Genomic DNA, 24,491 nt, shown 5'->3' on the forward strand with positions numbered 1-24,491 from the left:
CGCGGCCCTGCGCCTGCTGTGCCGCGAGCCGGCGCCGGCCGCGGCGGGCGCGAGGCCGGTGTCGAAGATGAAGGTGCGCGCGGCGTTCACCAGGTGCTCGATGACCTTGGCGGGGCCGAGTACGGCGCCGCCCTGGCTGCCCAGCGACTTGGAGAGGGTGAGGGTGACCACGGTGTCGCCGGCGCCCGCGAGCCCGGCCGCGCTGGGGGCTCCCCGGCCGCCGTCGCCGAGCACGCCGAGCCCATGGGCGTCGTCGATGATCAGTCCGGCACCGAACTCCCGGCAGACCGCGGCCAGTTCGGTGAGCGGTGCCATGTCGCCGTCCACCGAGAACACCGAGTCGGACACGATGACGGCGGGGCCGCCGTGGGCGTCAAGGGTCTTGCGGACCGCTTCGGGGTCGGCGTGCGGCACGACCTGCGTCGTCCCGCGCGCGAGCCGGCACCCGTCGATCAGCGAGGCGTGGTTGCCCGCGTCGGAGACGATCAGCGAACCGTGCGGGGCGAGCGCGGTGACGGCGGCGAGGTTCGCCGCGTAGCCGGAGGAGAAGACGAGCGCCGCCTCGAAGCCGCAGAAACCGGCGAGCTCACGCTCCAGTTCGGCGTGCAGCTCCGTGGAGCCGGTGACGAGCCGGGAACCGGTGGCGCCGCCGCCCCAGCGCCGGGCCGCGGCCGCCGCGCCCTCGGTGACCTCGGGGTGCCGGGTCAGGCCGAGGTAGTCGTTTCCCGCCAGATCGAGGAGGCCGTCCGGACCGGCGGGGCGCGGGCGCAGAACGCGGACGAGCCCGGCGTCCGCACGCAGCCGCGCCTGCTCGTCGAGCCAGCCGAAGGCGGCGCTCGATGCGTCCTCGAGCACGTTGTCCGAAGCTCTGCCCGGTGTGGTGGACGCGCCCGTCGCGGGGTGCCTGTTTGTAGACATTGCACAGACCTTAGTCGCCGTGCCACCTGGCCAGGGTGTGGCAATACCCACACCTCAAACCGTTTCTGTTGTGCGAACTCTCCTTGGCCAGGGAGGCTGCCGTGCGTAAGGATCAGCGCCATGGACCTGCTGAACACGCTGGTGGACAAGGGGCTTCGGCGCGAACTGCCGACCCGAGAAGAGGCGCTGGCCGTCCTGGCCACCTCCGACGACGATCTCCTGGACGTAGTGGCCGCCGCCGGGAAGGTGCGGCGGCAGTGGTTCGGGCGACGGGTGAAACTCAACTATCTGGTCAACCTCAAGTCGGGCCTGTGCCCCGAGGACTGCTCGTACTGTTCGCAGCGCCTCGGTTCTAAGGCCGAGATCCTCAAGTACACCTGGCTGAAGCCCGACGAGGCCTCTCAGGCCGCGGCGGCCGGGGTCGCGGGCGGCGCCAAGCGGGTCTGTCTGGTCGCCAGCGGCCGCGGCCCGACGGACCGTGACGTCGACCGTGTCGCGCAGACCATCGCGGCGGTCAAGGAGCAGAACGAGGGCGTCGAGGTGTGTGCCTGCCTCGGCCTGCTCTCGGACGGGCAGGCCGAGCGGCTGAGGGGCGCGGGCGCCGACGCGTACAACCACAACCTCAACACCTCGGAGGCGACGTACGCGGACATCACGAAGACGCACACGTACGCCGACCGCGTCGACACCGTCCAGAAGGCCCACGCGGCGGGGCTCTCCGCCTGCTCGGGGCTGATCGCGGGCATGGGCGAGAAGGACGAGGACCTGGTCGACGTCGTCTTCTCGCTGCGCGAGCTCGACCCGGACTCCGTGCCGGTGAACTTCCTGATCCCGTTCGAGGGCACGCCGCTGGCCAAGGAGTGGAACCTCACGCCGCAGCGCTGTCTGCGCATCCTCGCGATGGTCCGTTTCGTCTGCCCTGACATCGAGGTGCGCATCGCGGGCGGCCGCGAGGTCCATCTGCGCTCGATGCAGCCGCTCGCCCTGAACATCGCCAACTCCATCTTCCTCGGCGACTACCTGACCAGCGAAGGCCAGGCCGGCCAGGCCGACCTGGACATGATCGCGGACGCCGGTTTCGAGGTCGAGGGCACGGACCAGGTGACGCTGCCGCGGCACCGGGCCGACGCGGCCGCCGCGGCGGGCTGCGGCTCGCACGCGAGCGGAGACGGCGGCTGCGGTTCGCACGAGGGCGGCGGATGCGGCCCCTGCGGGTCGGCGGAGCCCGCCGCCGAGCCGGTGGCCGAGCCCCTGGCCGAGCCCCTGGCCGATGCGAACGAGGCACGTACGGACCTGGTGGCAGTACGCCGCCGGGGCGCGGGAACGGACCTGGCCCCCAATGCCTGACCTGTCCACGGCGGACCTGCTCGCGCTCGATCGACAGCACGTCTGGCACCCCTATGGCCCCATGCCGGGCCGCCAGGAACCTCTGGTCGTCGAATCCGCGAGCGGCGTCCGCATGCGCCTGGCGGACGGCGGCACCGAGCTGATCGACGGCATGTCGTCCTGGTGGTCGGCGATCCACGGGTACAACCACCCCGTCCTCAACGACGCCGTGCGCGGCCAGCTCGACCGCATGAGCCACGTGATGTTCGGCGGGCTCACGCATGAACCCGCCGTCGCGCTCGCCAAACGCCTTGTCGACATGGCGCCCGACGGCCTGGAGCACGTCTTCCTCTCCGACTCGGGCTCGGTCTCGGTCGAGGTCGCGGTCAAGATGTGCCTCCAGCACTGGCGCTCGCTCGGCCGCCCCGAGAAGCGGCGGATGCTGACGTGGCGCGGCGGCTACCACGGCGACACCTGGCAGCCGATGGCCGTGTGCGACCCCGAAGGGGGCATGCACGAGCTGTGGCAGGGCGTCCTGCCGCGGCAGGTGTTCGCGGACGCGCCGCCGGACGGCTTCGACACGTACGAGGAGTCGTACGCCGAGCACCTCCATGAGCTCATCGGGCGGCATGCCCACGAACTCGCCGGCGTGATCGTCGAGCCCGTCGTGCAGGGGGCCGGCGGGATGCGGTTCCACTCCCCCGGCTACCTCCGCGTCCTGCGGGAGGCGTGCGACGCCCACGACGTGCTTCTGGTGTTCGACGAGATCGCCACCGGTTTCGGCCGCACGGGCCAGCTGTTCGCGGCCGACCATGCGGGTGTCACGCCCGATGTGATGTGCGTGGGCAAGGCGCTGACCGGCGGCTATCTGTCGATGGCTGCGACGCTCTGCACGCCGCGCGTCGCCGACGGGATCTCGCGGGGCGAGGTGCCGGTCCTGGCGCACGGGCCAACGTTCATGGGCAATCCGCTGGCCGCCGCGGTGGCCGGCGCCTCGATCGACCTGCTGCTCGGGCAGGACTGGCGGACCGAGGTCAAACGCATCGAGTCGGGGCTGCGGGACGGTCTTGCCGAGGCGGCCGCCCTCCCCTCGGTGCGGGACGTCCGTGTCCTCGGGGCGATCGGCGTCGTACAGCTCGATCATCCGGTGGACATGGCGGCGGCCACGCGGGCGGCGGTGCGCGAGGGCGTGTGGGTGCGACCGTTCCGCGACCTGATCTACACGATGCCGCCGTTCATCACGGGCGACGACGACGTGGCACGGATCGCGCGCGCGGTGTGCGTGGCGGCGAAGGAGGGCTGACGTGACAGTGATCGTGGTGTCCGGTACGGGCACGGAGATCGGCAAGACGGTGACGACGGCCGCGGTGGCTGCCGTGGCCCTCGCGGCCGGGCGCAGCGTCGCCGTGCTCAAGCCGGCGCAGACCGGTGTCGGGCCGGGCGGACCCGGCGACGCGCAGGAGGTGGCGCGGCTCGCGGGGGACGGCGTCACCACGCTCGAACTCGCGCGCTACCCCGAGCCGTTGGCGCCGGACGTCGCGGCGCGGCGGTCCGGCCTCGCGCAGGTCCACCCGCAGGACGTGGCCGACGCGGCGGGGAAGCTCGCCACCGAGCATGACCTGGTCCTCGTCGAGGGGGCGGGCGGGCTGCTCGTGCGCCTCGACGACGAGGGCGGCACCCTCGCGGACGCGGCACGGCTCCTGGACGCGCCGGTGCTGATGGTCGTCTCGGCGGGCCTCGGCACGCTCAACTCGACGGCGCTGACGGCGGAGGCGCTGCGGGCGCGCGGCGTGCGCCTGCTGGGCCCCCTGATCGGCAGCTGGCCGGCCGCCCCCGACCTGGCCTCCCGCTGCAACCTCGCGGACCTTCCGAAGGACGCGGGAAGCCCCCTGCTCGGCGCGGTCCCGGCGGGCGCCGGCTGTCTCGAAGGCCCCGACTTCCGTTCTGCGGCCGGGAGTTGGCTCGGCCCGGAGCTCGGCGGCACGTGGGATGCGGCGGCGTTCGGGGAGCGGGAGGCGCCGGGGGCGTGGGTGGGCTGAGGGTGCGGCTCGCGGGGTGATGTGGTGGGGCGGGCGGACCTGCTGGGGGCGTACGCCCCGGCGCCGGGGCACCATGGCGGTATCCGCTCGCTCCGCCGAGGAGGTCCCATGCCGCCGCGCTCCGCCAAGCCCGTGCCACGGGCCGTCGTGCACCACCCCGTCTTCGCCCGGTTCTACGCCCGTCAGAGCGTGGCCGCCGAACCCATGATCGGTGCTCATCGGCGGGAGCTGCTCGCCGGTCTCTCCGGCCGGGTCATCGAGGTCGGCGCGGGCAACGGTCTCAACTTCGCGCACTACCCGGGCGCGGTCTCCGAAGTCGTGGCGATCGAACCGGAGCGCGTCCTGCGGCGCCTCGCGGTGTCCGCGGCCCTGCGGGCGGACGTGCCGGTGGACGTCGTGCCGGGCGCGGCAGAGGCGCTGCCCGTCAAGAGCGAGGCGTTCGACGCGGCCGTCGTCTCGCTCGTGCTGTGCAGCGTGCGGGACGTACCGCGGGCGCTGGGCGAGCTGCGGCGGGTGCTGCGGCCGGGGGGCGAGCTCCGGTTCTTCGAGCACGGCCGGGCACCGGGAGCATTGATGGCGACCACCCAGCGCGTCCTGGACCGCACGGTGTGGCCGCCGCTGTTCGGCGGCTGTCATGTCGCGCGGGAGCCACTGACCGCCCTCTCCGAGGCGGGGTTCGAACTCGGCGCGCACCGGCGGTTCCTGGTGCCCGCGAAGGGACCGCGCCTGCCGACGTCGTTCTGTGTGCTCGGGACGGCACACCGGCCCGACACCACCGACTGAGAGCCTGTGGCAGCGGCCACCTCATCGGCTCGTCGGCCCGACCGCCGCCGGACGACGGCCGGGCCGACGGTGCCGGTCAGGACAGGATCTCGACGTACCCTTCGGTTCCGTGCACGCGGATCCGCTGCCCGTCCCGGATCAGGCGGGTGGCCTGCTCCACGCCCACGACGGCCGGCAGGCCGTACTCCCGGGCGATCACCGCGCCATGGGTCATCAGGCCGCCCACCTCCGTCACCAGACCCGCGATCCCGACGAACAGCGGCGACCAGCTGGGGTCGGTGAAGGCCGTGACCAGGATGTCGCCCGATTCGAGATCGGCGTCCGCCATGTCGACGATGACGCGGGCCCTTCCCTCGATGGTCCCGGCGGAGACCGCCAGGCCGGTCAGGGCGCCCGCCGGCACGTCGTCGCGCCGGTACGACCCGGTGAGGGCCTCACCGTCGGAGGTGAGCACTCGGGGCGGCGTGAGGGCGTGGTACGACCGGAACGCCTCCTTGCGCCGCTCGATCAGCCGGCCGTCCACCCGGTGCGAGCGCACGACGTCGCGGAGCTCCTGGAAGGTCAGGTAGAAGATGTCCTCCCTGCGGGAGAGCACACCTGCCCGTACGAGGCGCTCGGCCTCCTCCAGCAGGGCCTGCTTGTAGACGTCGTAGCGGCTGACGATGTGGTACTTCGGGTACTCGCGGTAGCCGATGAAGGTTCTGACCCGGTCGATCATCCGCTTGGTCTCGTCGGCTTTCCGGTCCCCGTCCGGCAGGGCCCGCAGCCGTGACAGCACATCCCGCTCCTTCTGCTGCGCCTTCTGCCGCCCTTGCTCGAAGCGTCGCTCGGCGGCGCCCGGTCCGAAGTTCCTGACGTTGTCGAGGATCGCGGGCACGAGCGTGTCGGGGCGCTCGCGCCAACGCGGTCTCGTGATGTCGATCTCGGCGACGCAGCGCATGCCGTACCGGTCGAGGTAGCTCTCGATCGCGTCGCGCGCCTCGGTTCCGCCCGGGAGCTTGGCCAGCTCGTCCAGGAAGTCCTCGTCCTCGACGCCTCGCAGGAACGCCACGACCTCCCGATGCGGGCGGATCACGTCCGCGACATCGAGCAGCTCGAGTCCCATCTCCGACGTGATGTTGGCCGGGGCGGACAGCGTGAGCGCGTCAGCGGCGTTCTTCTCGCCCAGCCAGTCCAGCAGCTTGTCGTTGAGCCACCAGGTGGCCTCCATCCCCGCCAAGATCGCCTGAGAGCTCAGCGGGTCCATGAGCACGCGCTTGTGCTCCTCGAAGGCCTCCAGCAGGAAGTCGAACAGAGCCGGTCCGCTCTTCGTCCGGATCTCGCGCCGCAAGGCGGCGATGGACACCTGACTGCGCTCGATGAGTTCCGTGACGACGGCCGGATCGGTCTCGATCGGGGCGGGCGGGCCGTCGGCCGGCGGCGCGCCCGGAGGCGGGTCCGACGGTGGTGGCGGCGAGAGAACGAAGTCCTCGCGGTCGAGGACGCTCTCCAGGGCGTCCCTGGTCAGCGGATCGCCTCTGCCGATGAGGTCCAGGAGGCCGGCGCGGGCCGTCGGCGAGGCCAGCCGCCGGGCGGTGTCGACGAACAGCCTTCCGCCCGCCTCGTGCATCGGAACCATCGCCGTCAGCCGCCACATGGAGAGGCCCAGGGGCTTCATGGGGTCGGTCATCATCTGCTGATGGCCGACGGAGACGTAGACGTGGTTCTCCCCGTCGTCGGCCTCCGGGATGGGGAACAGCGTGGTGATGGGCCGGCTCTGCACGATCTGGAAGTCGTCGTCGGCCAGGCACCATTCGATGTCCTGCGGGCGACCGAAGTGCGCTTCGATCCGCCGCCCGAGCCGCACGAGACGCAGGGCCTGCGCGTCCGTCAGCGCGGGCTGCTCCTGCCGCCGCGGGTCGACCGCCACCTCCCGCGTACCGCCGGTGGGCAGGGCTTGCACGGCACGCTGCTTGGCGGCGATCGTCCTGGCGACGACCTCGTCCTCCCGCACCCTGAAGACGTCCGGGTTCACCAGGCCGGAGACCAGGGCCTCGCCGAGTCCGAAGCCGGCGTCCACCGTGGCGACCTTCCGGTTGCCCGTGACCGGGTCGGCCGTGAACAGGATGCCGGCCGCGTGCGGGAAGACCATCCGCTGCACGACCACGGCCATGTGGACCGTGCGGTGATCGATGCCGTTCCGCTGCCGGTACGTCACGGCCCGCTCGGTGAACAGCGAGGCCCAGCACCGGCTGACGTGCCGGAGGATCGCCGTCGGCCCCATGATGTTCAGATACGTGTCCTGCTGCCCGGCGAAGGACGCCGTCGGCAGGTCCTCCGCCGTCGCGCTCGACCGGACGGCACAGGCGCTCTGTTCGCCGAGGCGGGCGAGCGCGCGGGTGATCGCCGCCGTGACCTCGCCCGGCACGGCGATCTCTTCGATGGCCTGACGGATGCGCGCGCTGAGCGTACGGATGCCCTCGCGGTCGTCCGGGTCCAGGCCCGCCAGCTCATCGAGCCGATCGCCGAGCGACGGCGCCCCCGCCATGGCCCTCAGGAAGGCGTTCGTCGTCACGCAGAAGCCATCGGGCACTCGGACGCCCTCGATCCGTGAGAGCTCGCCCAGGTGGGCGCCCTTGCCGCCGACGACCGCCGACTGCGTCGCGTCGGCCTCTTGGAGGTCCACCACATACTCCGACGAGTCTGCCCGTCGGCTCCACCACTGGTTCGACCTCACCGCGTCCCCTGTACATCGACAACCACATGAATGTGTCGGGCCACCGTTTACGCAGGTGGTGGCCTCGGCCGATGATTCTGCGGCCTGCCCCGGGCCTTGTGGCAAGCCCCCCTGTGCGCTATATGTTGAGAGTGGCAAGGAGAGGTCTCTCCTTGCCTTTCCCTTTTTCGCGGTCCTCGTCGGCTCCGGCGGCCGTCGTCGGCTCCGGCGGTCGTCGTCGGCCGCGGCCAGGACGAGCCCGCTCACAGGCTCCACTGGCGCAGCTGGTCCGCGATGGCGTGCACGCTCGCGCCGTCCTCCTTCACCAGACGGGCGAGGTCGCGCACCTGCTCGGGCGAGGTGACGACCTTCAGGCCGCTGGAGACGAGGTAGGCGTAGGCGACGGAGGAGGCGAAGAGCGCGTTGGAGCGTTCGAGCGCGGGGATGTGGAGCAGAAGTTGGAGGAGCGCCGCCGCGCGGTCGTGCGGCGTCTCGTAGACGGGCATCCCGAATATCTCCGCCTCGTGTCTGCTGACGGCGGCGACGAGCGCGCCCCAGTCGGTGACCTGCGGGTCTCCGGGCGTCTTGTGTTCGGCGATCATCAGGAGCCAGGCAAGGTCGATTCTGAGGTCCAACGGCTCAGCAGCGACCTTCACGCACCGGGCGGCTGCCCTCGCGCTCGACGCCGAACTCCTCGGCGAACACGGACTCGTACTGCTTCATGAAGTCGGCGGCGGCTTCGACGAAGGTGTGGCCGACCTCGCCGGCGTCCTGTTTGACCAGTTCTTCGATGTAGCGGTTGACGCTCATGCCGCGGGCCAGGGCGCGTTCCCGCGCGGCCCGGGCGGTGTCCTCGTCCACCCGCACGTTCAGCTGTGTCTTCGCCATACCGTCAAGCTAGCGCCGGGGTGCTAGCACGACAAGAGCGCCTGTCCCCTGCCCCTTACATGCGTTTCGGGGCGCGACCTCGGAGGGATACCGGACACCCGGGCGACCCCACTACTCTCGGCGGGGTCACGGGAGTTGGAACGGCCACAACCCAGGAGGCCGCCTTGTCCACACCTGCTTCGGCACCGTCCACGGGCCGCTCGGGGCCCGCCGGTGTCGCCGCGCGCGCCCGCGGCCTCACCAAGGCGTACGGCTCGGGCGAGACGACCGTGCTCGCCCTCGACTCGGTCGACGTGGACATCACGCGCGAGCGCTTCACAGCCGTCATGGGCCCTTCCGGCTCGGGAAAGTCCACCCTGATGCACTGCCTGGCCGGGCTCGACAGCGTCTCCGCGGGCCAGGTGTGGCTCGGCGACACGGAGATCACCGGCCTCAAGGAGCGGGAGCTGACCCGGCTGCGGCGCGACCGGATCGGCTTCATGTTCCAGTCCTTCAACCTCATCCCGACGCTCAACGCCCTGGAGAACATGACGCTCCCGATGGACATCGCCGGGCAGCGGCCGGACCACGACTGGCTGGAGCACGTCATCGACACACTGGGGCTGCGGGACCGGCTCAAGCACCGTCCCGCGCAGCTGTCCGGCGGGCAGCAGCAGCGGGTGGCCTGCGCGCGGGCGCTCGCCGCCAAGCCGGAGCTGATCTTCGCCGACGAGCCGACGGGCAACCTCGACTCACGGGCCGGGCTTGAAGTCCTCGGCTTCCTGCGCGAGGCGGTGGACCAGCTCGGCCAGACCGTCGTGATGGTGACCCACGATCCCGGTGCCGCCGCCCACTCCGACCTGGTGGTCTTCCTCGGGGACGGGCGGATCGTGGACGACATGGAGCGGCCGACCGCGGAGGCGGTGCTCGAACGCATGAAACGGTTCGACGCCCTGCACGCGGTGGCCCCGGGCGCGCACGCGGTGGACCCAGGAGCGCACGCGGTGGACCCAGGAGCGCCGGCGCCCTCCGACAAACCGTCCGAGCAGAGCTGAGCCGGGGGCCTCGGTGCTGAAAGCGACACTCAGGAGTTTCCTCGCGCACAAGGGCCGACTCGCGCTGTCCGCGCTGGCCGTCGTCCTCTCCGTCGCGTTCGTGGCGGGCAGTCTGATCTTCTCGGACACGGTCACGCGCACCTTCGACCGTCTGTTCGCCTCCACGTCGGCCGATGTGACGGTGGCCCCGAAGGAGGACCTCGACGAGGCGGTGCCCTCCGGGCAGACCCCGACGGTGCCCGCGAGCCTGAAGGAGCGGGTCGCAGGGGTCGCGGGCGTCGCGGACACGCACATCGACGCGTCCGTCGAGAACATCACCGTCGTCGACCGCGACAACGAATCCGTGGGGTCCACGACCGGCGCGCCCACCGTCGCCACCAACTGGTACCCCACCGACCGCAGCCCCGTGGAGCTCACTTCCGGGCGTGCCCCGCGCGGTGCGGGACAGGCCATGATCGACGCGGACACCGCCGACAAGAAGGACGTGGAGATCGGGGACACCCTCACCGTTCTCGCGCGCCCCGGGTCGTTCGAGGTCGAGGTCGTCGGCATCGCCACGTTCACCACCACCAACCCCGGCGCCGCCCTCGTCTACCTGGACACACCGACCGCCCAGCGCGAGCTCCTCGGCTCGAAGGACGTGGCCACGAGCATCTCCGTGACGGCCGCCGAGGGCGTCGGCGACACGACGCTCAAACGCCGTGTCGCCGCCGAACTGGGCTCCGGATACGACCTGGAGACCGCCGACGAGCAGGCCGAGTCGGCGGCGTCCGAGCTCGGCGGCTTCCTGGACGTCATCAAGTACGTGATGCTCGGCTTCGCCGGTGTCGCCGTGCTCGTGGGCGTCTTCCTGATCGTCAACACCTTCTCGATGCTCATCGCCCAGCGCACCCGCGAACTCGGCCTGCTGCGCGCGCTCGGCGCCGACCGCAAGCAGGTGCGCCGCTCCGTGCTCTTCGAGGCGCTGCTGCTCGGCCTGGTCGGCTCGACGCTCGGGCTCGCCGCGGGCATCGGGCTGGCCCTCGCTCTGATCGAGCTGATGGGCCTGCTCGGGATGAACCTGAAGTCCACGGAGATGGTCGTCGGGTGGGCGACTCCCGTCGTCTCCTACGTCGTCGGGGTCGGCGTCACCTTCGTCGCGGCGTACCTCCCGGCCCGACGAGCCGCGCACGTCTCGCCGATGGCGGCGCTCGCCGACGCCGAGATCGCCGGGGTGGGGCGGCCGTTGAAGGTGCGGGCCGCCGTCGGCGCCGTCGTCGGGGCGGCCGGTGCCGCCGCGCTGGTGGGCTGCGCGACCGCGAAGGAGACCTCGTCGGCCGCCTCACTGCTGGGGTTCGGGATCGTCCTGACGCTGATCGCCACGGTCATCGCGGGGCCACTTCTCGTGCGCCCGGTGATCCGGGTCCTCGGCGGCGCGTTCCCCGCGGTCTTCGGCTCGGTGGGCCGAATGAGCCAGCGCAACGCGCTGCGCAACCCCCGCCGCACGGGTGCCACGGCGGCCGCGCTCATGGTGGGCCTCGCGCTGGTCGGCGGCCTCTCGGTGGCCAGCGCGTCGATGACGAAGTCGTTCGACCGGCAGATCGACAAGACGCTCGGCGCGGACTTCGTCGTCCAGAACAGCAACTTCCTGCCGTTCTCGCCGGAGATCACCGGGAAGGTCGAGGACACCGACGGCGCCGGCCTGGTCGTACGCCAGCGCTTCACCCCCATCGAACTGGCGCTGCCCGACGGCAAGAACGTCGAGTCGACCGCCGCCGGTTACGATCCGCGGCTCGACGACGTCGCCAAGGTCACGTACGCGCAGGGCAGTTCGCGCGCCGCGCTCGCGGCCGGCCGGATCGGCATGGACAAGGACTTCGCCCAGAAGCACGAGGTGCGGATCGGTGACGCGCTGCCCGCGACGTTCCCGGGCGGGCGCGAGACGAAGCTGACGGTCGGCGCGCTCACCGACCAGGACTCACCGGAGGGCTTCGGCGTCGAGGGCGGGCTCTTCCTCGGATTCAAGACGGTCGACAAGTACGTGCCGGGCGGACAGGACTCCGCGCTCTTCGTGAACGCCGCGCCGGGCACGGACGCGGACACCCTGCGCGAGCGCCTGGAGAAGACCCTCGATCCGTACCCGCAGGTGCAGGTGCGTGACCAGGCCGACTACAAGGAACTGATACGGCAGCAGATCGCCGTGATGCTCTACCTCGTCTACGCCCTCCTCGGCCTCGCGATCGTCATCGCGGTCCTCGGCGTGGTCAACACCCTTGCCCTCTCCGTCGTGGAGCGCACCAGGGAGATCGGCCTGCTGCGCGCCATCGGCCTCGGGCGGCGCCAGTTGCGCCGGATGATCCGTCTGGAGTCGGTGGTGATCGCGGTGTTCGGGGCGCTGCTCGGGCTGGCGCTCGGCCTGGTCTGGGGTGTCGCCGTGCAGCAGGTGCTCGCGTTGCAGGGCATGAAGGAGCTGGCGTTTCCCTGGACGACGATCGTCGCGGTGGTGATCGGCTCGGTGGTCGTCGGGCTCGCGGCGGCGCTGCTGCCCGCGCTGCGCGCATCGCGCATGAATGTGCTGGCGGCCATCGCGCACGAGTGATGGACGGACATCCGTGTCTGCCTGTGCGGGCAGCCAAGTGCACGGCACAGGAGGAGAATTCATGAATCGGCCGTTCCGCTTCGGTGTCAACATGGTCACCCCTGCGGCAGGGGACGAGTGGCGCAGGAAGTGCCGCAAGGCGGAAGAGCTCGGCTACGACGTGATCCTCGTCCCCGACCACCTGGGCATGCCCGCACCGTTCCCCGCGCTCGTCGCGGCCGCCGACGCCACCGAACGTCCGAGGGTCGGCACCTTCGTACTGAACGCCGGATTCTGGAACCCCGCGCTCCTCGCCCGCGAGGTCGCCACGGCGGACGCGCTCACCGGCGGCCGGCTGGAACTGGGGCTCGGCACGGGCTACGTCAAGCCGGAGCACGACGCGGCGGGCCTGCCCTGGGGCTCGCCGGGCGAGCGCGTGAGCCATCTGCTGCGCACGACCGAGGAGTTGGCAAGGCTCCTCGGCTCCGAGGAGCACCAGCCGCAGCCGGTGCAGAAGCCCCGCCCGCCGCTGCTGGTCGGCGGCAACGGCGACCGCATGCTGAAGCTGGCCGCCGACCACGCCGACATCGCGGCGTTCACCGGCGCCCGGGCGATCCCGGGGGACGCGAGCGGGAAGATGCGCCACCTCTCGCCCGCCGAGCTGGACGAGCGGGTCGCCGCCTACCACCGCTTCGCCGCGGGCCGGCCCGTACCGGCCGAGCTGAACCTGCTGGTCCAGCTGGTCGAGGTGACGGGCGACCGGCGCGCCGCGGTCCGGCCCGTCCTCGAGTACCTTCCGCACCTCACCGAGGACGCGGCACTCGACCTCCCGCTCCTGCTCATAGGCACCGTCCGCCAGATCGCCGACCAGCTGCGCGCCCAGCGGGAGCGGTACGGCTTCTCGTACATCACGATCCTGGAGCCCTATTTCGAGGTGTTCGGACCCGTCATCGAGGAACTCGCCGACAGTTGACGACGGCCGCTCCCCCGGCGTCCGCATCCTGAAATCCCGGGCACCGGGGCTCCGGCCGATGATGGGATGCCCGCATGAGCGATCTTCATCCGCAGACGGACGATCTTCATGTGCGGGCCGCGACGCCCGGGGACCTCGACGCGGTGCTCGCCTTCTGGAAGGCGGCCGCCGAGGGCACGAGCATCAGCGACGACCGCTCCGGAGTGGAGCGGCTCGTCGCCCGTGACCCCGAGGCACTGGTCCTCGCGGAGCGTGACGGCGAGCTCGTCGGCACGGTCATCGCGGGCTTCGACGGCTGGCGCTGCCACCTGTACCGCCTCGCCGTGCACCCGGGGCACCGCCGTCGCGGCGTGGGATCCGCGCTACTGGCCGCCGCGGAGGAGCGGTTCGTGCGGCTCGGGGGGCGCCGCGGCGACGCCATGGTCCTGGACCGCAACGCTCTCGCCCACCACGCATGGCGCGCGGCCGGCTACGCCCCCGAACCGCAGTGGAGCCGCTGGGTGAAACCACTCCCTGCCGGGTAACCGGGTAGATCCCGGCAGACCGGCAGACCGGCAGACCCAGACAGAGGTTCGAGTGCTATCCCGACAGAGGTTCGAGTGCTTTGCTGATCCTTTACCATGGACGCACCACTCGTATCCGAATGAAAGGTGTGAGCGTCCGCCCATGGGCGAGCCTCCCAGTACCCGACATCGCGCACTCCTCCCGCTCCTGTCCGATCATGGGACGGAGGTGACCCGATGACCGAAGTGCTCCTGCTCCTCGTGGCGGTGCTGCTCTGCCTGGCGTGCGGCGTGTTCGTCGCCGCGGAGTTCTCCCTCACGACGGTCGAGCGCAGCGAGCTCGAGCGGGCCGTCGAGCGCGGCGAGCGCGGCGCCGCAGGCGCCCTCAAAGCCGTCAAGAACCTCACCTTCCAGCTCTCGGGCGCGCAGCTCGGCATCACCGTCACCAACCTGGTGGTCGGCATGCTCTCCGAGCCGTCCATCGCGAAGCTGATCGCGGGCCCGCTGCGCGGCCTGGGCGTCCCCGCGTCCGCGGCCTCCTCCATCGCCCTGGTCATCGGAACGGCCCTCTCGACGGTCTTCCTGATGGTCATCGGCGAGCTGGTCCCGAAGAACTGGGCGATCTCCTCTCCGCTGGCTGTCGCCAAGCGGGTGGCGACGCCCCAGCGCCTGTTCAGCGCCGCGTTCCGGCCGTTCATCGCGCATCTGAACAACACCGCGAACCGTTCCGTACGCCGCTTCGGCATCGAGCCCACCGAGGAGCTCGCCTCGGCGCGCGGCCCCAAGGAGCTGGTGGCGCTGGCCCGCCACTCCGCCAAGGAGGGCGCCCTGGAGGCGGACACCGCCGAACTGTTCGTGCGCACGCTGAACCTCGCCGACCTCACCGCGGAGAACGTGATGACGCCCCGCGTCCAGGTCATGGCCCTCGACGTGCACGCCACGTGCGAGGACGTCGCCAACGCCACACGCGCCACGGGTCTCTCCCGTTTCCCCGTGTACCGCGGGAACCTCGACACGGTCGTCGGCGTCGCCCACATCAAGGACGTGCTCACCGTGCCCGCCGAGCGCAGGCACCGCGTCTCCGTCGCCGAGCTGATGCGTGAGCCCCTCCTCGTACCGGAGACGCTCACCGTGGACCGGCTCCTCGACCGGCTCTCCGGCAAGCGCACGATGGCCGTGGTCATCGACGAGTACGGCGGTACCGCCGGGGTCGCCACCCTGGAGGACATCGTCGAGGAGGTCGTCGGCGAGGTGCGGGACGAGCACGACCCGCACGAGACGTCCGACATCGCCCTCGCGGGCACCGACGACGACGGCAGGACGCTGTACTCCGCCGACGGCGCGGCCCGCACCGACCAGCTCGCGCGGGTCGGCCTGCGGGTGCCCGACGGGCCGTACGAGACGCTCGCCGGGCTCGTCGCCACGGAGCTCGGCCGCATCCCCGCCGTCGGTGACACCGTCGATGTGGGCGGCTGGCGGCTCGACGTCGTCGACGCGTCGGGCCGGCGCGCCGCCCGCGTACTGCTGCACGCGCCGCCGCTTCCCGGAGACCACGCCGCCCACGACGACCGCGACCACGAGAGGGACGCCCGATGATCGCCATCCAGCTGCTGATCGGTCTGGCGACGCTCGTCGTCAACGCCTTCTTCGTGGGCGCCGAGTTCGCGCTCATCTCCGTACGCCGCAGCCAGATCGAGCCGCACGCGGAGGAGGGCAACAAGCGCGCCAAGAGCGTGATGTGGGGACTGCAGCACGTCTCGGCGCTGCTCGCGGCGGCACAGCTGGGCATCACGCTGTGCACCCTCGTCCTCGGTATCGTCGCGGAGCCGGCCATCGCGCATCTCCTGGAGCCGGCGTTCGACGCGGTGGGCGTGCCGCACGGCCTGGTCCACCCGATCTCGTTCGTCATCGCGCTGGTCCTCGCGACCTATCTGCACATGCTGCTCGGCGAGATGATCCCGAAGAACATCGCGCTCGCGGAGCCGGTGCGCTCGGCGCTGCTCCTCGGCCCGCCGCTGGTGGCGCTGGCGCGGGCGCTGCGCCCGGTGATCTTCGCGATCAACGCGTTCGCCAACGGCCTGCTGAAGCTGCTGCACGTCGAGGCCAAGGACGAGGTGTCGGCGAGCTTCTCCGACGACGACCTCGCCCGCATGGTCAAGGACTCCGGAGACGCGGGTCTGATCGACAACCGTGCGCAGGAGCGGCTGCACGACGCGCTCGAACTGGGCCGTCGTCCGGTCAGGGACGTGGTCCTGCCGCTCGAGGACGTCGTCTACGCACGTGTCGGCGTCACCCCGGAGCAGTTGGAGCAGCTCTCGGCCGAGTCCGGGTTCTCGCGCTTCCCCGTGGTCGACGACGGCCGCCGCATCGTCGGATATCTGCACGTCAAGGACGCCCTGGACCGGGCGCCGCGCGATCTGCCGTTCCGGGTGCCGGACATGCGCAAGATCGCCCAGGTGCGGGAGACCACGCCGCTGGACGACGTGCTGACCGCCATGCGCGGCAGCCGTACCCATGTGGCGGCGGTGCTCGGCTCCGACGGCCGGCTCGCCGGAATGGTCACGATGGAGGACGTGCTGCAGGAGCTCTTCGGCCAGCCGGTGTGACCGGCGCCTGAGCCCTGGTCCGCGGTGGAGGGCCTGTCCGCCCTCCGCCGCGCCGCTCAGAGGGCGGGCTTCCCGACGTCCGTCGCGCCCTTGGTGCCCTTGGCTCCGTTGGTGTGCCCTTGGCGCCCTAAGCGCCCTAAGTGCCCTTGGCTCCCTTGGCTCCCTTGGCGCCCGCCGAAGCGGTGGGCTGCTCGGTGATGCCGGGGCCCGCCGCCCCGACCTCCGCGGCGCCGATCGCGGTCAGGACGGCGAGGACCGCGGCGAGGCCCGCCGTCGCGAAGGCCGCGCCCCACGGGACGTCCAGCAGGCTGGTCGCCCCGGCGACCAGTACGGCGGCCAGCGCCTGCGCGAACGTGCGGACCGCACGCTCCGCGGTGGCCTTCCAGAAGGCTCCGGTCCACATGGCGGGCTCGCTCTCTCGTGACGACGGCTCGCCTATGGCATACCGCCGCCACGCTCCGCTGCCCAGAGCCCGGGCGCGCCGGGTAAGCCCGCTGTCACCTGCGACAGCGCGCCCCGGCGAGATACCATCGCTTCCGCCATGCAGATGAATGCCAACTACACCAGTCTCGTCGCGGTGGGCGACTCCTTCACCGAGGGCATGTCGGACCTCCTGCCCGACGGCAGCTACCGCGGCTGGGCCGACCTCCTCGCCGGCCGGATGGCGGCACACAGCCCCGGCTTCCGCTACGCGAACCTCGCGGTGCGGGGCAAGCTCATCGGCCAGATCGTCGACGAACAGGTCGACATCGCGGCGGCCATGCAGGCCGACGTGATCACCCTGGTGGGCGGGCTCAACGACACTCTGCGCCCCAAGTGCGACATGAACCGCGTCCGCGACCTGCTCGAAGAAGCCGTGGAACGCCTCGCCCCCGCCTGCAAGCAGCTCGTCCTGATGCGCAGCCCTGGCCGCAACGGCCCGGTGATGGAGCGGTTCCGCCCGCGCATGGAGGAGCTCTACACACACGTCGACGACCTCGCCTCCCGGCACGGCGCGGTGGTCGTGGACCTCTACGGCGCCGCCGTCCTCGGTGACCAGCGCCTGTGGGACGTGGACCGGCTGCACCCCACGGCCGAGGGCCACCGCAGGATCGCCGAGGCCGTCTGGCAGGCGCTCGGGTACGACCCGGAGGACGACTGGCAGTCGCCGCTGCCCGCCGCCGTACCGCCGGGCTGGGCCATGCGCCGCATCGCCGACGCCCGGTTCGCCAGGCAGCACCTCGGCCCCTGGATAGGCCGCCGCCTCACGGGCCGCTCCTCCGGCGACGGCCGCGCCCCCAAGCGCCCCGACCTGCTCCCCTACGACGGCCCGCTCCCCTAGCCGGGGCCCGGACACCGACCCACTCCGCCCTCTCGTAGCTTCCGACGAACGGGGGCGTGGCGCTGGCCTGCACTAATGCCCAGTAGAATCCATGCACGTGACTGCTGCGCCTGCAAAGCCCCGTATCCCGAACGTCCTCGCCGGACGTTATGCCTCCGCCGAGCTCGCCACCCTCTGGTCGCCCGAGCAGAAGGTGAAGCTGGAGCGTCAGCTCTGGCTCGCCGTGCTGCGCGCGCAGAAGGACCTCGGGATCGAGGTTCCGGACGCCGCCATCGCCGACTACGAGCGCGTGCTCGACCAGGTCGACCTGGCCTCGATCGCCGAGCGCGAGAAGGTCACGCGCCACGACGTGAAGGCCCGCATCGAGGAGTTCAACGCCCTCGCCGGGCACGAGCACGTCCACAAGGGCATGACCTCGCGCGACCTGACCGAGAACGTCGAGCAGCTGCAGATCCGGCTCTCCCTCGAGCTGATCCGCTCCCGTACCGTCGCGGTCCTCGCCCGGCTCGGCAAGCTCGCCGGGGAGTACGCCGAGCTGGTCATGGCGGGCCGCTCGCACAACGTCGCCGCGCAGGCGACGACGCTGGGCAAGCGCTTCGCGACCGGCGCCGACGAGCTCCTCGTCGCGTACCGCCGCCTGGACGAGCTGCTCGGCCGCTACCCGCTGCGCGGCATCAAGGGCCCGGTCGGCACGGCCCAGGACATGCTCGACCTGCTCGGCGGCGACGCCGACAAGCTCACCGAGCTCGAGCAGCGCATCGCCGGACACCTGGGCTTCGACAGCGCGTTCACCTCGGTCGGGCAGGTCTACCCGCGCTCGCTCGACTACGACGTCGTCACCGCCCTGGTGCAGGTCGCCGCGGCGCCGTCCTCGCTGGCCAAGACGATCCGCCTGATGGCGGGCCACGAGCTGGTGACCGAGGGCTTCAAGCCGGGCCAGGTCGGTTCGTCCGCGATGCCGCACAAGATGAACACCCGCTCCTGCGAGCGCGTCAACGGCCTCACCGTCATCCTGCGCGGCTACGCGTCGATGACCGGGGAGCTGGCGGGCGACCAGTGGAACGAGGGTGACGTCTCCTGCTCCGTCGTACGCCGGGTCGCCCTGCCCGACGCGTTCTTCGCGCTCGACGGTCTCCTGGAGACGTTCCTGACCGTGCTCGACGAGTTCGGGGCCTTCCCCGCGGTCGTGGCGCGCGAGCTCGACCGCTACCTGCCCTTCCTCGCCACCACCAAGGTCCTGATGGCGTCGGTGCGCGCGGGCGTCGGCCGCGAGGAGGCCCACGAGGCCATCAAGGAGAACGCCGTCGCCTCCGCGCTGGCCATGCGCGAGCAGGGCGCCGAGCGCAACGAACTGCTCGACAAGCTCGCCGCGGACAGCCGTATCCCGCTGGACCGCGCGCAGTTGGACGAGCTGATGGCCGACAAGCTGTCCTTCACCGGCGCCGCGAGCGACCAGGTCGCCACGGTCGTCGCGCGGATCGAGGCTCTGCTGAAGGAGCACCCCGAGGCCGCGGCCTACACGCCGGGCGCGATCCTGTAACTCAGTTCGGCGCAGCGGCCCGTCCACCGGATCGGTGGACGGGCCGAGCCATGTGTCACGGCCGGACCGGAACCAGGAGGCAGGAGGCGGGAGGCGGGAGTCAGGCTGCTCGCGCTGTCTCGGAGGTCGCGTAGCCCGCCTCGGCGCGCACGCGGTCGCAGCTGCGGCTGATGAGGCGCGAGACGTGCATCTGGGAGATGCCGAGCTTCTCCGCTATCCGGCTCTGCGTCATGTCCTCGAAGAAGCGCAGGTACAGGATGGTCCGCTCGCGCTCGGGCAGCTTCCGCAGCCCCTGCTTGGCCGCCTCCCGGTCGGTGATGATGTCGTACGCCACGTCGGGCGCCCCGAGCGTGTCGGCGAGGCTGAACCCGTCGGGGTCGGCGGACGAGATCTCGGCGTCCAGCGAGAGGGCGCTGTAGCCCTCCATCGCCTGCATGCCGTCCCGCACCTCGTCCTCGGTCAGTCCCGCGTGCGCGGCGATCTCCGCGATGCCGGGCTCGGGACCGCTGCCCGGCTGATCGACGAGTTCACGGCGGGCGACGCGGACCTTGTTGCGCAGGTCCTGCACGCGCCGGGGCACCCGCACGTCCCACATGCGGTCGCGGAAGTGCCTGCGCAGTTCGCCGGTGATGGTGGGCACGGCGTAGCTCTCGAAGGCGCCGCGGCCGGGCTCGTACCGGTTGACGGCCTTGACCAGGCCCATCGCGGCGACCTGGCGCAGGTCTTCGAGGCTCTCGCCCTTGTTGCGGTAACGACCCGCCAGGCGGTGCGCCATGGGCAGCCACGCCTCGACGATCTCCTCGCAGAGACGTTCCCGCTCGGGGCCGTCCTCGAGCGTGGCGAGCCGGACGAATTCCGCCGCGGTGTCCGGTGCGTCATTGTGGGGGTGCCGGCCCGCCGCACGGCGACCGGCGGAGTATGCAGTGAGGTCGGTAATCATCAGAATCGCTCCTCAACGGTGCCGCCTATTGGTAACCGCGAGAATCGGGGCGCCCCGGCGTCAGGCATCCACCAGGAGTGAGCACACCGCTCCCGCGAACGCGCCTCCGGTCCGAAGCACGACGTTCGCCTGCCCTGCGTATGGGGGGCCAAACAGCCCTGTCGGCAAGGAGATCGGGGCGAATACCTCTCCACTCGTGGGGCACACGGGACGCGGGGTGCGCGGTGCCGGAACGGCCTTCGGGCGCTCGCGTCGCCGGCCGGCCGCATTGGGGTGCGGCCGGCCGGTCTCCTCTTCCCTCCCGCCTAGTTGTTGGTGTTGTTGGCGTTGTCGGCGAGGACCTCGCTGTCCAGGCGGCTCAGCAGCTCGGCGGGATGCGCGTACACGGCCGCGGCGCCGGCCGCCTCCAGGTCGCCCCGGGGAATGCCTCCCGAGAGCAGCGCGATGCTGCGTACTCCCGCCCGGGACGCCGCCCGCATGTCCCACACGGTGTCACCGACGAACAGCGCCTGGTCCGGGGCGCATTCGGCGATCTCCAGGGCGTGGTGGACGGGGTCCGGGGCCGGTTTGCCCGAGGACACGTCGTCCGCGCTCGCGATGCCGACGATGACGTCGTCGGCGTCGATGGCCCGCCGCAGCGCCTCGAGCTCCCGCCCGCCCGCCGAGGTCGCGAGGACGACGCGCCACCCCCGGTCGTGCAGTGCGTGCAGCAGGTCGCTCGCCCCCTCCAGCGCGGGCAGCCGGTTGAAGTACGTGCCGTACAGGGTGCTGTGCGCGGCGCTGATCTCCTCGTCGCGGTCGTGGTCGCGGTCCTCGCCGAGCAGGTGGGCGATGAGGTCGGTCGAGCCGAGGCCGATGGCCCGGTGGATGTCGTGCATCGCGACCTGTTGTCCCGCTTGGCGGAACGCCTCCCACCACGTGGTCACATGCAGGTGGTTGGTGTCGGTCAGTGTTCCGTCGACATCGAACAGTGCCGCACGTCTCATCACTGCGTACCTTTCTCTTGCTCGGCCTTCGCGCTGATGGCAAAGCCGCTGCGGGGCTTGGTCGGCATGCGGTTCAGCGGGATGCGCAGATCCTGCTCGGGGACGTCGTAGTCGAGTCGCGCGAGGCGCGGGAGCAGGGTGCTCAGCACCGCGAGAGTGACGTCCTCGCCCGGGCAGCGGTGTCCTTGGGAGACCTCCCCGCCGCCCTGGGGAACCAGTTCGTCGCGGCCGGGCTCGCGTCCAGTGAAGCGCTCGGGGTCGAACGTGTACGGCGAGTCCCACAGCTGCGGGTCGTGGTTCTGCCCGTACAGGTCGAGGAGAACCATCGTGCCCTCGGCGATGGGCTCGCCGTGCCATTCGATGTCGGCGGGGGCGAGACCGGCGACGAACGGCGCGAAGGGGTAGAAGCGCCTCACCTCGTGGGCGAACGCCCGCGCGTAGTCCTCGTCCTGCGCGGCCAGCCGCTTCCGCAGGGCCGGGTGGCGATGCAGGGCATGTGCCCCGAACACCGTGAACCAGGTGACGGCGACGGTTGGCCGGATGATGTTGAGGACCTCTACGGCGGCCGTACGCGGGTCGAGCAGCTCGCCGTCGGCGTCGCGGTGGAACGCCACGGCCGCCACCACGGACGGCGGCTGCGCGTCCGCGTCCGTGGCCCCGTCCGCGGCCTTTGCCGTGGGCTCCTGCCCCGTCGACCTGAGGTCCTCGATCAGCCGGGCCAGCCGCTTCTCCTGACGCTGCCGGGCGAGCCGGGCCTTCCAGTGCCTCGGCCCGGCCGTGGCGAACCCGTCGACCATGGCCACCAGGTCCTGCGCGGTCCGCCGCGCTTCACCTTCGGGGTACTCCGGAAGGGGGACGCCCGCCCATGCGCACACCGCGCGCGTGATCAGGACGCTCAGCTCGTCGAAGAGCGTGACGCGGGGCCGGTCGGCCCACTCCTTGCAGGACCGCTCCCATTCCTCGGCGACGTGACGCGCCAGTCCGGCGACGCCCTCGGTGTCCTTGAGGACCGTCACGAGGACAGCCTTGCGCTGCCGGTGCTCCTCGCCGTCGAGGGTGTGCACCGCGCCCTTGCCGAAGAGCGTGCTCAGGACGGGTTCGGGCAGGGCCGTCCGGCGGCGTACATGGTCCTCGTCGTAGAAGAACCCGACGGCCGCGGGACCGCGCAGCGCGATGACCGGCTTGCCCAGCAAGCGGGTACGGACCGCGCCCGGGCCCTGACGGCGGCTCAGGTCGGGGAGCCACGCGTAGCCCTGGCTGAGCAGCGGCAGCGTGTTGTCCAGCATGGAGTCCTCCTGTGTGCAAAAGGCGCAGGCCGTGGCAGTCGGCGTACGGCTCGGCCTCCGTGGCCTGCCGATCACCGTCGGGCCTGTCGATCACTGCTCACGGGTTCCCCGGCGCCGCCTCCGCGAATCAGGGCGAAAGGGATCAGCCACGCGAAGGCCATGGTGACGGGGCCGGGCCGGAACACGCTGAAGCAGCCACTTTCGCCCCGTTTCGGGCATGGCGCGGAGGGCACCTGGCGTACGGCCAAGATCGTGAAAGGGGGCCTCCCCCATGCGGGATCAGCAGAACGGCCGTGGTGACGAAGCGCCCCGGCAGCACCAGGGAGCGACCGAGCCCACCCCCGAGTTCTCCGTGCACAAGCAGGTCCCGCCGGGCGTGACGGTCCAGGTGGGGCCGGGCGCGACGACGTTGGCGCGGACGCCCCTGCGGGCCAGGTGCGAGGCGATCGACTTGATGAAGGTGATCAGCGCGGCCTTCGATGCGGCGTAGTCGATTCGGTTTCCTCGACAACTCCGACCCGCACATGCCCAGGGAGGGACTCCAGCTTCACCGTGGGCGAGGTCCTCGCCGTCACGGGCGGCGAGACCGACACGCGCTAGGTCGTGTGTCGGGCAGGCCCTTCCGGCGCAGGCCCTTCCGGTGCAGGGCCTAGAGGCCCACGTCCCGGCTGCGGAAGTCCTCCAGGGATTCGCGGCGGACCAGCAGCCTGGCGTGGGCGTCGGCCACGGCGATCACGGGTGGGCGGCCCACCATGTTGTAGCCGGAGGCCATGGAGAGGTGGTACGCCCCGGCGACGGGGACGGCGAGCAGGTCCCCCGGGCGCACGTCGCCGGGCAGCGGGACGTCCGAGGCGAGGACGTCGCCCGCCTCGCAGTGCCGTCCGACGACCGTCACCGGGGCGGGCGCCGCCGTGGAGCGCCGTCCGACCAGGCGGGGGACGTAGCGCACGCCGTAGAGCGCCGGCCGCGGGTTGTCGCTCATGCCGCCGTCCACGGCGACGAACGTCTGCCCGCCGGTGCGCTTGACCGCGAGGACCCGGTAGAGCGCCACCCCGGCGGGGCCCGCGATGGCGCGCCCCGGCTCCACGATCAGCCGGGGCACCGCGAGGCCCGCCGCCGCGCAGCCCGCTATCAGCTCGGCCCGCACCTTGCGGGCGAGTGCGGCGATGTCGAGTGCCTCTTCGCCGGGGCGGTACGCGATGCCGTGCCCGCCCCCGAGGTCCAGCTCGGGAAGGGTGACCCCGTGCTGGTCCTTGATCCGGGCCATCAGCCCGACCATGCGGCGCACCGCGGCGAGGAAGGGCTTCTCCGTGGTGATCTGCGAGCCCAGGTGGCAGTGCAGGCCCACCAGTTCCAGTGTCGGCTGGCCGAGGATGCGGGCGACCGCGTGCTGCGCGGAGCCGTCCGTGACGGACAGGCCGAACTTCTGGTCGTCGGTGCCCGTCCGGATCTTCGCGTGCCCGCCGGCCGCGATGCCGGGCACCACCCGGACCATCACCTTCTGGCGACTGCCCGGCGCCACTGCCGCGGCGAGGCGGGCGATCTCCGAGGCGCTGTCGATGACGATCCGGCCCACTCCGAGCCGCAGGGCCGCACTCAGGTCGTGCGGGCTCTTCGCGTTGCCGTGCAGGACGATGCGGTCCGCGGGGAAGCCCGTGGTGACGGCGAGCTCCAGCTCACCGGCCGAGCACACGTCGAGGCCGAGGCCCTCCTCGGCCATCCAGTGCGCCATGGCACGGCACAGGAACGCCTTGGCGGCGTAGAGGATCTCCGCGTCGGGGAACGCGTGCCGGTAGGCGCGGCAGCGGGCGCGGACGTCGCCCTCGTCGATGAGGTAGGCGGGCGTGCCGAAGCGCTCGGCGATCTCGCCGAGCGCCACACCGCCGACAGCGAGGTCGCCGTGGGCGAGCCGTGCGGTGGACGTGGGCCAGACGGACAGTTCCGGGTCGGGCGGGGTGCCGGGGGCCGGAGGTGCGACGGGGGTGATGGGGGTGATGGGGGGAATGGGGGCCGGGGGTGCGACGGGGCCCCGCGCCGGGAGCGGCACCGGGGGTACACGCAGTGTGGTCATGACAGGTTCTCTCCTCGCCTCGTCG

General features: G+C 71.7%; 22 protein-coding genes. 12 read left to right on the forward strand and 10 right to left on the reverse strand.

The features are described from left to right. Nucleotides 1-918 (reverse strand): aminotransferase class I/II-fold pyridoxal phosphate-dependent enzyme (locus AB0N81_RS38295; RefSeq protein ID WP_365366870.1); only part of this gene is annotated, 918 nt, incomplete at its 3' end. 120 nt (nucleotides 919-1,038) lie between these two features. Here AB0N81_RS38295 and bioB point away from each other — a divergent pair. The 4 genes from bioB (at nucleotide 1,039) to AB0N81_RS38315 (ending at nucleotide 5,066) form a co-directional block, all read left to right on the forward strand. Further along, nucleotides 1,039-2,265 (forward strand): biotin synthase BioB, encoded by a 1,227-nt coding sequence (gene bioB, locus AB0N81_RS38300; protein ID WP_365366872.1) that lies wholly within the window; start codon nucleotides 1,039-1,041, stop codon nucleotides 2,263-2,265. After that, nucleotides 2,258-3,547 carry an adenosylmethionine--8-amino-7-oxononanoate transaminase gene (locus tag AB0N81_RS38305; protein WP_365366874.1) on the forward strand — a complete coding sequence of 430 codons (1,290 nt, stop codon included), beginning with the start codon at nucleotides 2,258-2,260 and terminating at the stop codon, nucleotides 3,545-3,547. The genes bioB and AB0N81_RS38305 overlap by 8 nt, the downstream gene beginning before the upstream one ends. 1 nt (nucleotide 3,548) lies before the next feature. After that, a complete protein-coding gene (bioD, locus tag AB0N81_RS38310; protein WP_365366876.1) occupies nucleotides 3,549-4,283 on the forward strand; it encodes a dethiobiotin synthase in 735 nt (244 codons plus the stop codon). A gap of 108 nt (nucleotides 4,284-4,391) precedes the next feature. Then, a complete protein-coding gene (locus AB0N81_RS38315; RefSeq protein WP_365366878.1) occupies nucleotides 4,392-5,066 on the forward strand; it encodes a class I SAM-dependent methyltransferase in 675 nt (224 codons plus the stop codon). A gap of 76 nt (nucleotides 5,067-5,142) precedes the next feature. Here AB0N81_RS38315 and rph read toward each other — a convergent pair whose 3' ends face one another. The 3 genes from rph to AB0N81_RS38330 all read right to left on the reverse strand — a co-directional run bounded on the left by rph (nucleotide 5,143) and on the right by AB0N81_RS38330 (nucleotide 8,649). Further along, complete coding sequence (gene rph / locus AB0N81_RS38320) at nucleotides 5,143-7,731, reverse strand: rifamycin-inactivating phosphotransferase (RefSeq protein WP_365366880.1); 2,589 nt, start codon at nucleotides 7,729-7,731, stop codon at nucleotides 5,143-5,145. Between the two features lie 293 nt (nucleotides 7,732-8,024). Further along, complete coding sequence (locus AB0N81_RS38325) at nucleotides 8,025-8,396, reverse strand: fic family toxin-antitoxin system, toxin component (protein WP_365366882.1); 372 nt, start codon at nucleotides 8,394-8,396, stop codon at nucleotides 8,025-8,027. A gap of 4 nt (nucleotides 8,397-8,400) precedes the next feature. Next, complete coding sequence (locus tag AB0N81_RS38330) at nucleotides 8,401-8,649, reverse strand: antitoxin (protein WP_365366884.1); 249 nt, start codon at nucleotides 8,647-8,649, stop codon at nucleotides 8,401-8,403. Nucleotides 8,650-8,813: 164 nt separating this feature from the next. Between AB0N81_RS38330 and AB0N81_RS38335 the strand changes: the two genes are divergently transcribed. From AB0N81_RS38335 to AB0N81_RS38360, 6 genes are all read left to right on the forward strand, one after another. After that, nucleotides 8,814-9,683, forward strand: a complete 870-nt coding sequence (locus tag AB0N81_RS38335; RefSeq protein WP_365366886.1) for an ABC transporter ATP-binding protein — start codon at nucleotides 8,814-8,816, stop codon at nucleotides 9,681-9,683. A 13-nt stretch (nucleotides 9,684-9,696) separates the two neighbouring features. Beyond that, entirely contained in the window at nucleotides 9,697-12,261 is a 2,565-nt protein-coding gene (locus AB0N81_RS38340) for an FtsX-like permease family protein (protein ID WP_365366888.1), read from the forward strand. A 61-nt stretch (nucleotides 12,262-12,322) separates the two neighbouring features. After that, entirely contained in the window at nucleotides 12,323-13,213 is an 891-nt protein-coding gene (locus tag AB0N81_RS38345) for an LLM class F420-dependent oxidoreductase (RefSeq protein WP_365366890.1), read from the forward strand. A 74-nt stretch (nucleotides 13,214-13,287) separates the two neighbouring features. Then, nucleotides 13,288-13,737 carry a GNAT family N-acetyltransferase gene (locus AB0N81_RS38350; RefSeq protein WP_365366892.1) on the forward strand — a complete coding sequence of 150 codons (450 nt, stop codon included), beginning with the start codon at nucleotides 13,288-13,290 and terminating at the stop codon, nucleotides 13,735-13,737. A 216-nt stretch (nucleotides 13,738-13,953) separates the two neighbouring features. Further along, the gene (locus tag AB0N81_RS38355; RefSeq protein WP_365366894.1) at nucleotides 13,954-15,312 is read left to right on the forward strand and encodes a hemolysin family protein; all 1,359 of its coding nucleotides are present in this window, start codon (nucleotides 13,954-13,956) and stop codon (nucleotides 15,310-15,312) included. Beyond that, nucleotides 15,309-16,322, forward strand: coding sequence for a hemolysin family protein (locus AB0N81_RS38360; RefSeq protein ID WP_365366896.1), 1,014 nt, complete (start codon nucleotides 15,309-15,311; stop codon nucleotides 16,320-16,322). Before AB0N81_RS38355 ends, AB0N81_RS38360 begins: the two co-directional genes overlap by 4 nt. 136 nt (nucleotides 16,323-16,458) lie before the next feature. Here the strand turns inward: AB0N81_RS38360 and AB0N81_RS38365 are convergent, their stop codons facing one another. Beyond that, nucleotides 16,459-16,725, reverse strand: coding sequence for a holin (locus tag AB0N81_RS38365; RefSeq protein ID WP_365366898.1), 267 nt, complete (start codon nucleotides 16,723-16,725; stop codon nucleotides 16,459-16,461). A gap of 138 nt (nucleotides 16,726-16,863) precedes the next feature. Between AB0N81_RS38365 and AB0N81_RS38370 the strand changes: the two genes are divergently transcribed. Both AB0N81_RS38370 and purB read left to right on the forward strand, forming a co-directional pair. After that, on the forward strand, nucleotides 16,864-17,643 hold the full coding sequence (locus tag AB0N81_RS38370; RefSeq protein WP_365366900.1) for an SGNH/GDSL hydrolase family protein: 780 nt from the start codon (nucleotides 16,864-16,866) through the stop codon (nucleotides 17,641-17,643). A 97-nt stretch (nucleotides 17,644-17,740) separates the two neighbouring features. Continuing rightward, nucleotides 17,741-19,183, forward strand: coding sequence for an adenylosuccinate lyase (gene purB / locus AB0N81_RS38375; protein WP_365366902.1), 1,443 nt, complete (start codon nucleotides 17,741-17,743; stop codon nucleotides 19,181-19,183). A gap of 100 nt (nucleotides 19,184-19,283) precedes the next feature. On the opposite strand, the gene AB0N81_RS38380 is transcribed toward purB, so the two are convergent. From AB0N81_RS38380 to lysA, 5 genes are all read right to left on the reverse strand, one after another. Next, nucleotides 19,284-20,123 (reverse strand): SigB/SigF/SigG family RNA polymerase sigma factor, encoded by an 840-nt coding sequence (locus AB0N81_RS38380; protein ID WP_365366905.1) that lies wholly within the window; start codon nucleotides 20,121-20,123, stop codon nucleotides 19,284-19,286. 305 nt (nucleotides 20,124-20,428) lie between these two features. After that, entirely contained in the window at nucleotides 20,429-21,109 is a 681-nt protein-coding gene (locus tag AB0N81_RS38385; RefSeq protein ID WP_365366907.1) for an HAD family hydrolase, read from the reverse strand. Then, nucleotides 21,109-22,395 (reverse strand): cytochrome P450, encoded by a 1,287-nt coding sequence (locus AB0N81_RS38390; protein ID WP_365366909.1) that lies wholly within the window; start codon nucleotides 22,393-22,395, stop codon nucleotides 21,109-21,111. Before AB0N81_RS38390 ends, AB0N81_RS38385 begins: the two co-directional genes overlap by 1 nt. 279 nt (nucleotides 22,396-22,674) lie before the next feature. Next, nucleotides 22,675-22,890 (reverse strand): SDR family oxidoreductase, encoded by a 216-nt coding sequence (locus tag AB0N81_RS38395; protein WP_365367000.1) that lies wholly within the window; start codon nucleotides 22,888-22,890, stop codon nucleotides 22,675-22,677. A 154-nt stretch (nucleotides 22,891-23,044) separates the two neighbouring features. After that, on the reverse strand, nucleotides 23,045-24,466 hold the full coding sequence (gene lysA, locus AB0N81_RS38400; protein WP_365366911.1) for a diaminopimelate decarboxylase: 1,422 nt from the start codon (nucleotides 24,464-24,466) through the stop codon (nucleotides 23,045-23,047). Nucleotides 24,467-24,491 lie beyond the last annotated feature (25 nt).

This window comes from Streptomyces sp. NPDC093510 (assembly GCF_040683555.1).
Lineage (GTDB): Bacteria > Actinomycetota > Actinomycetes > Streptomycetales > Streptomycetaceae > Streptomyces.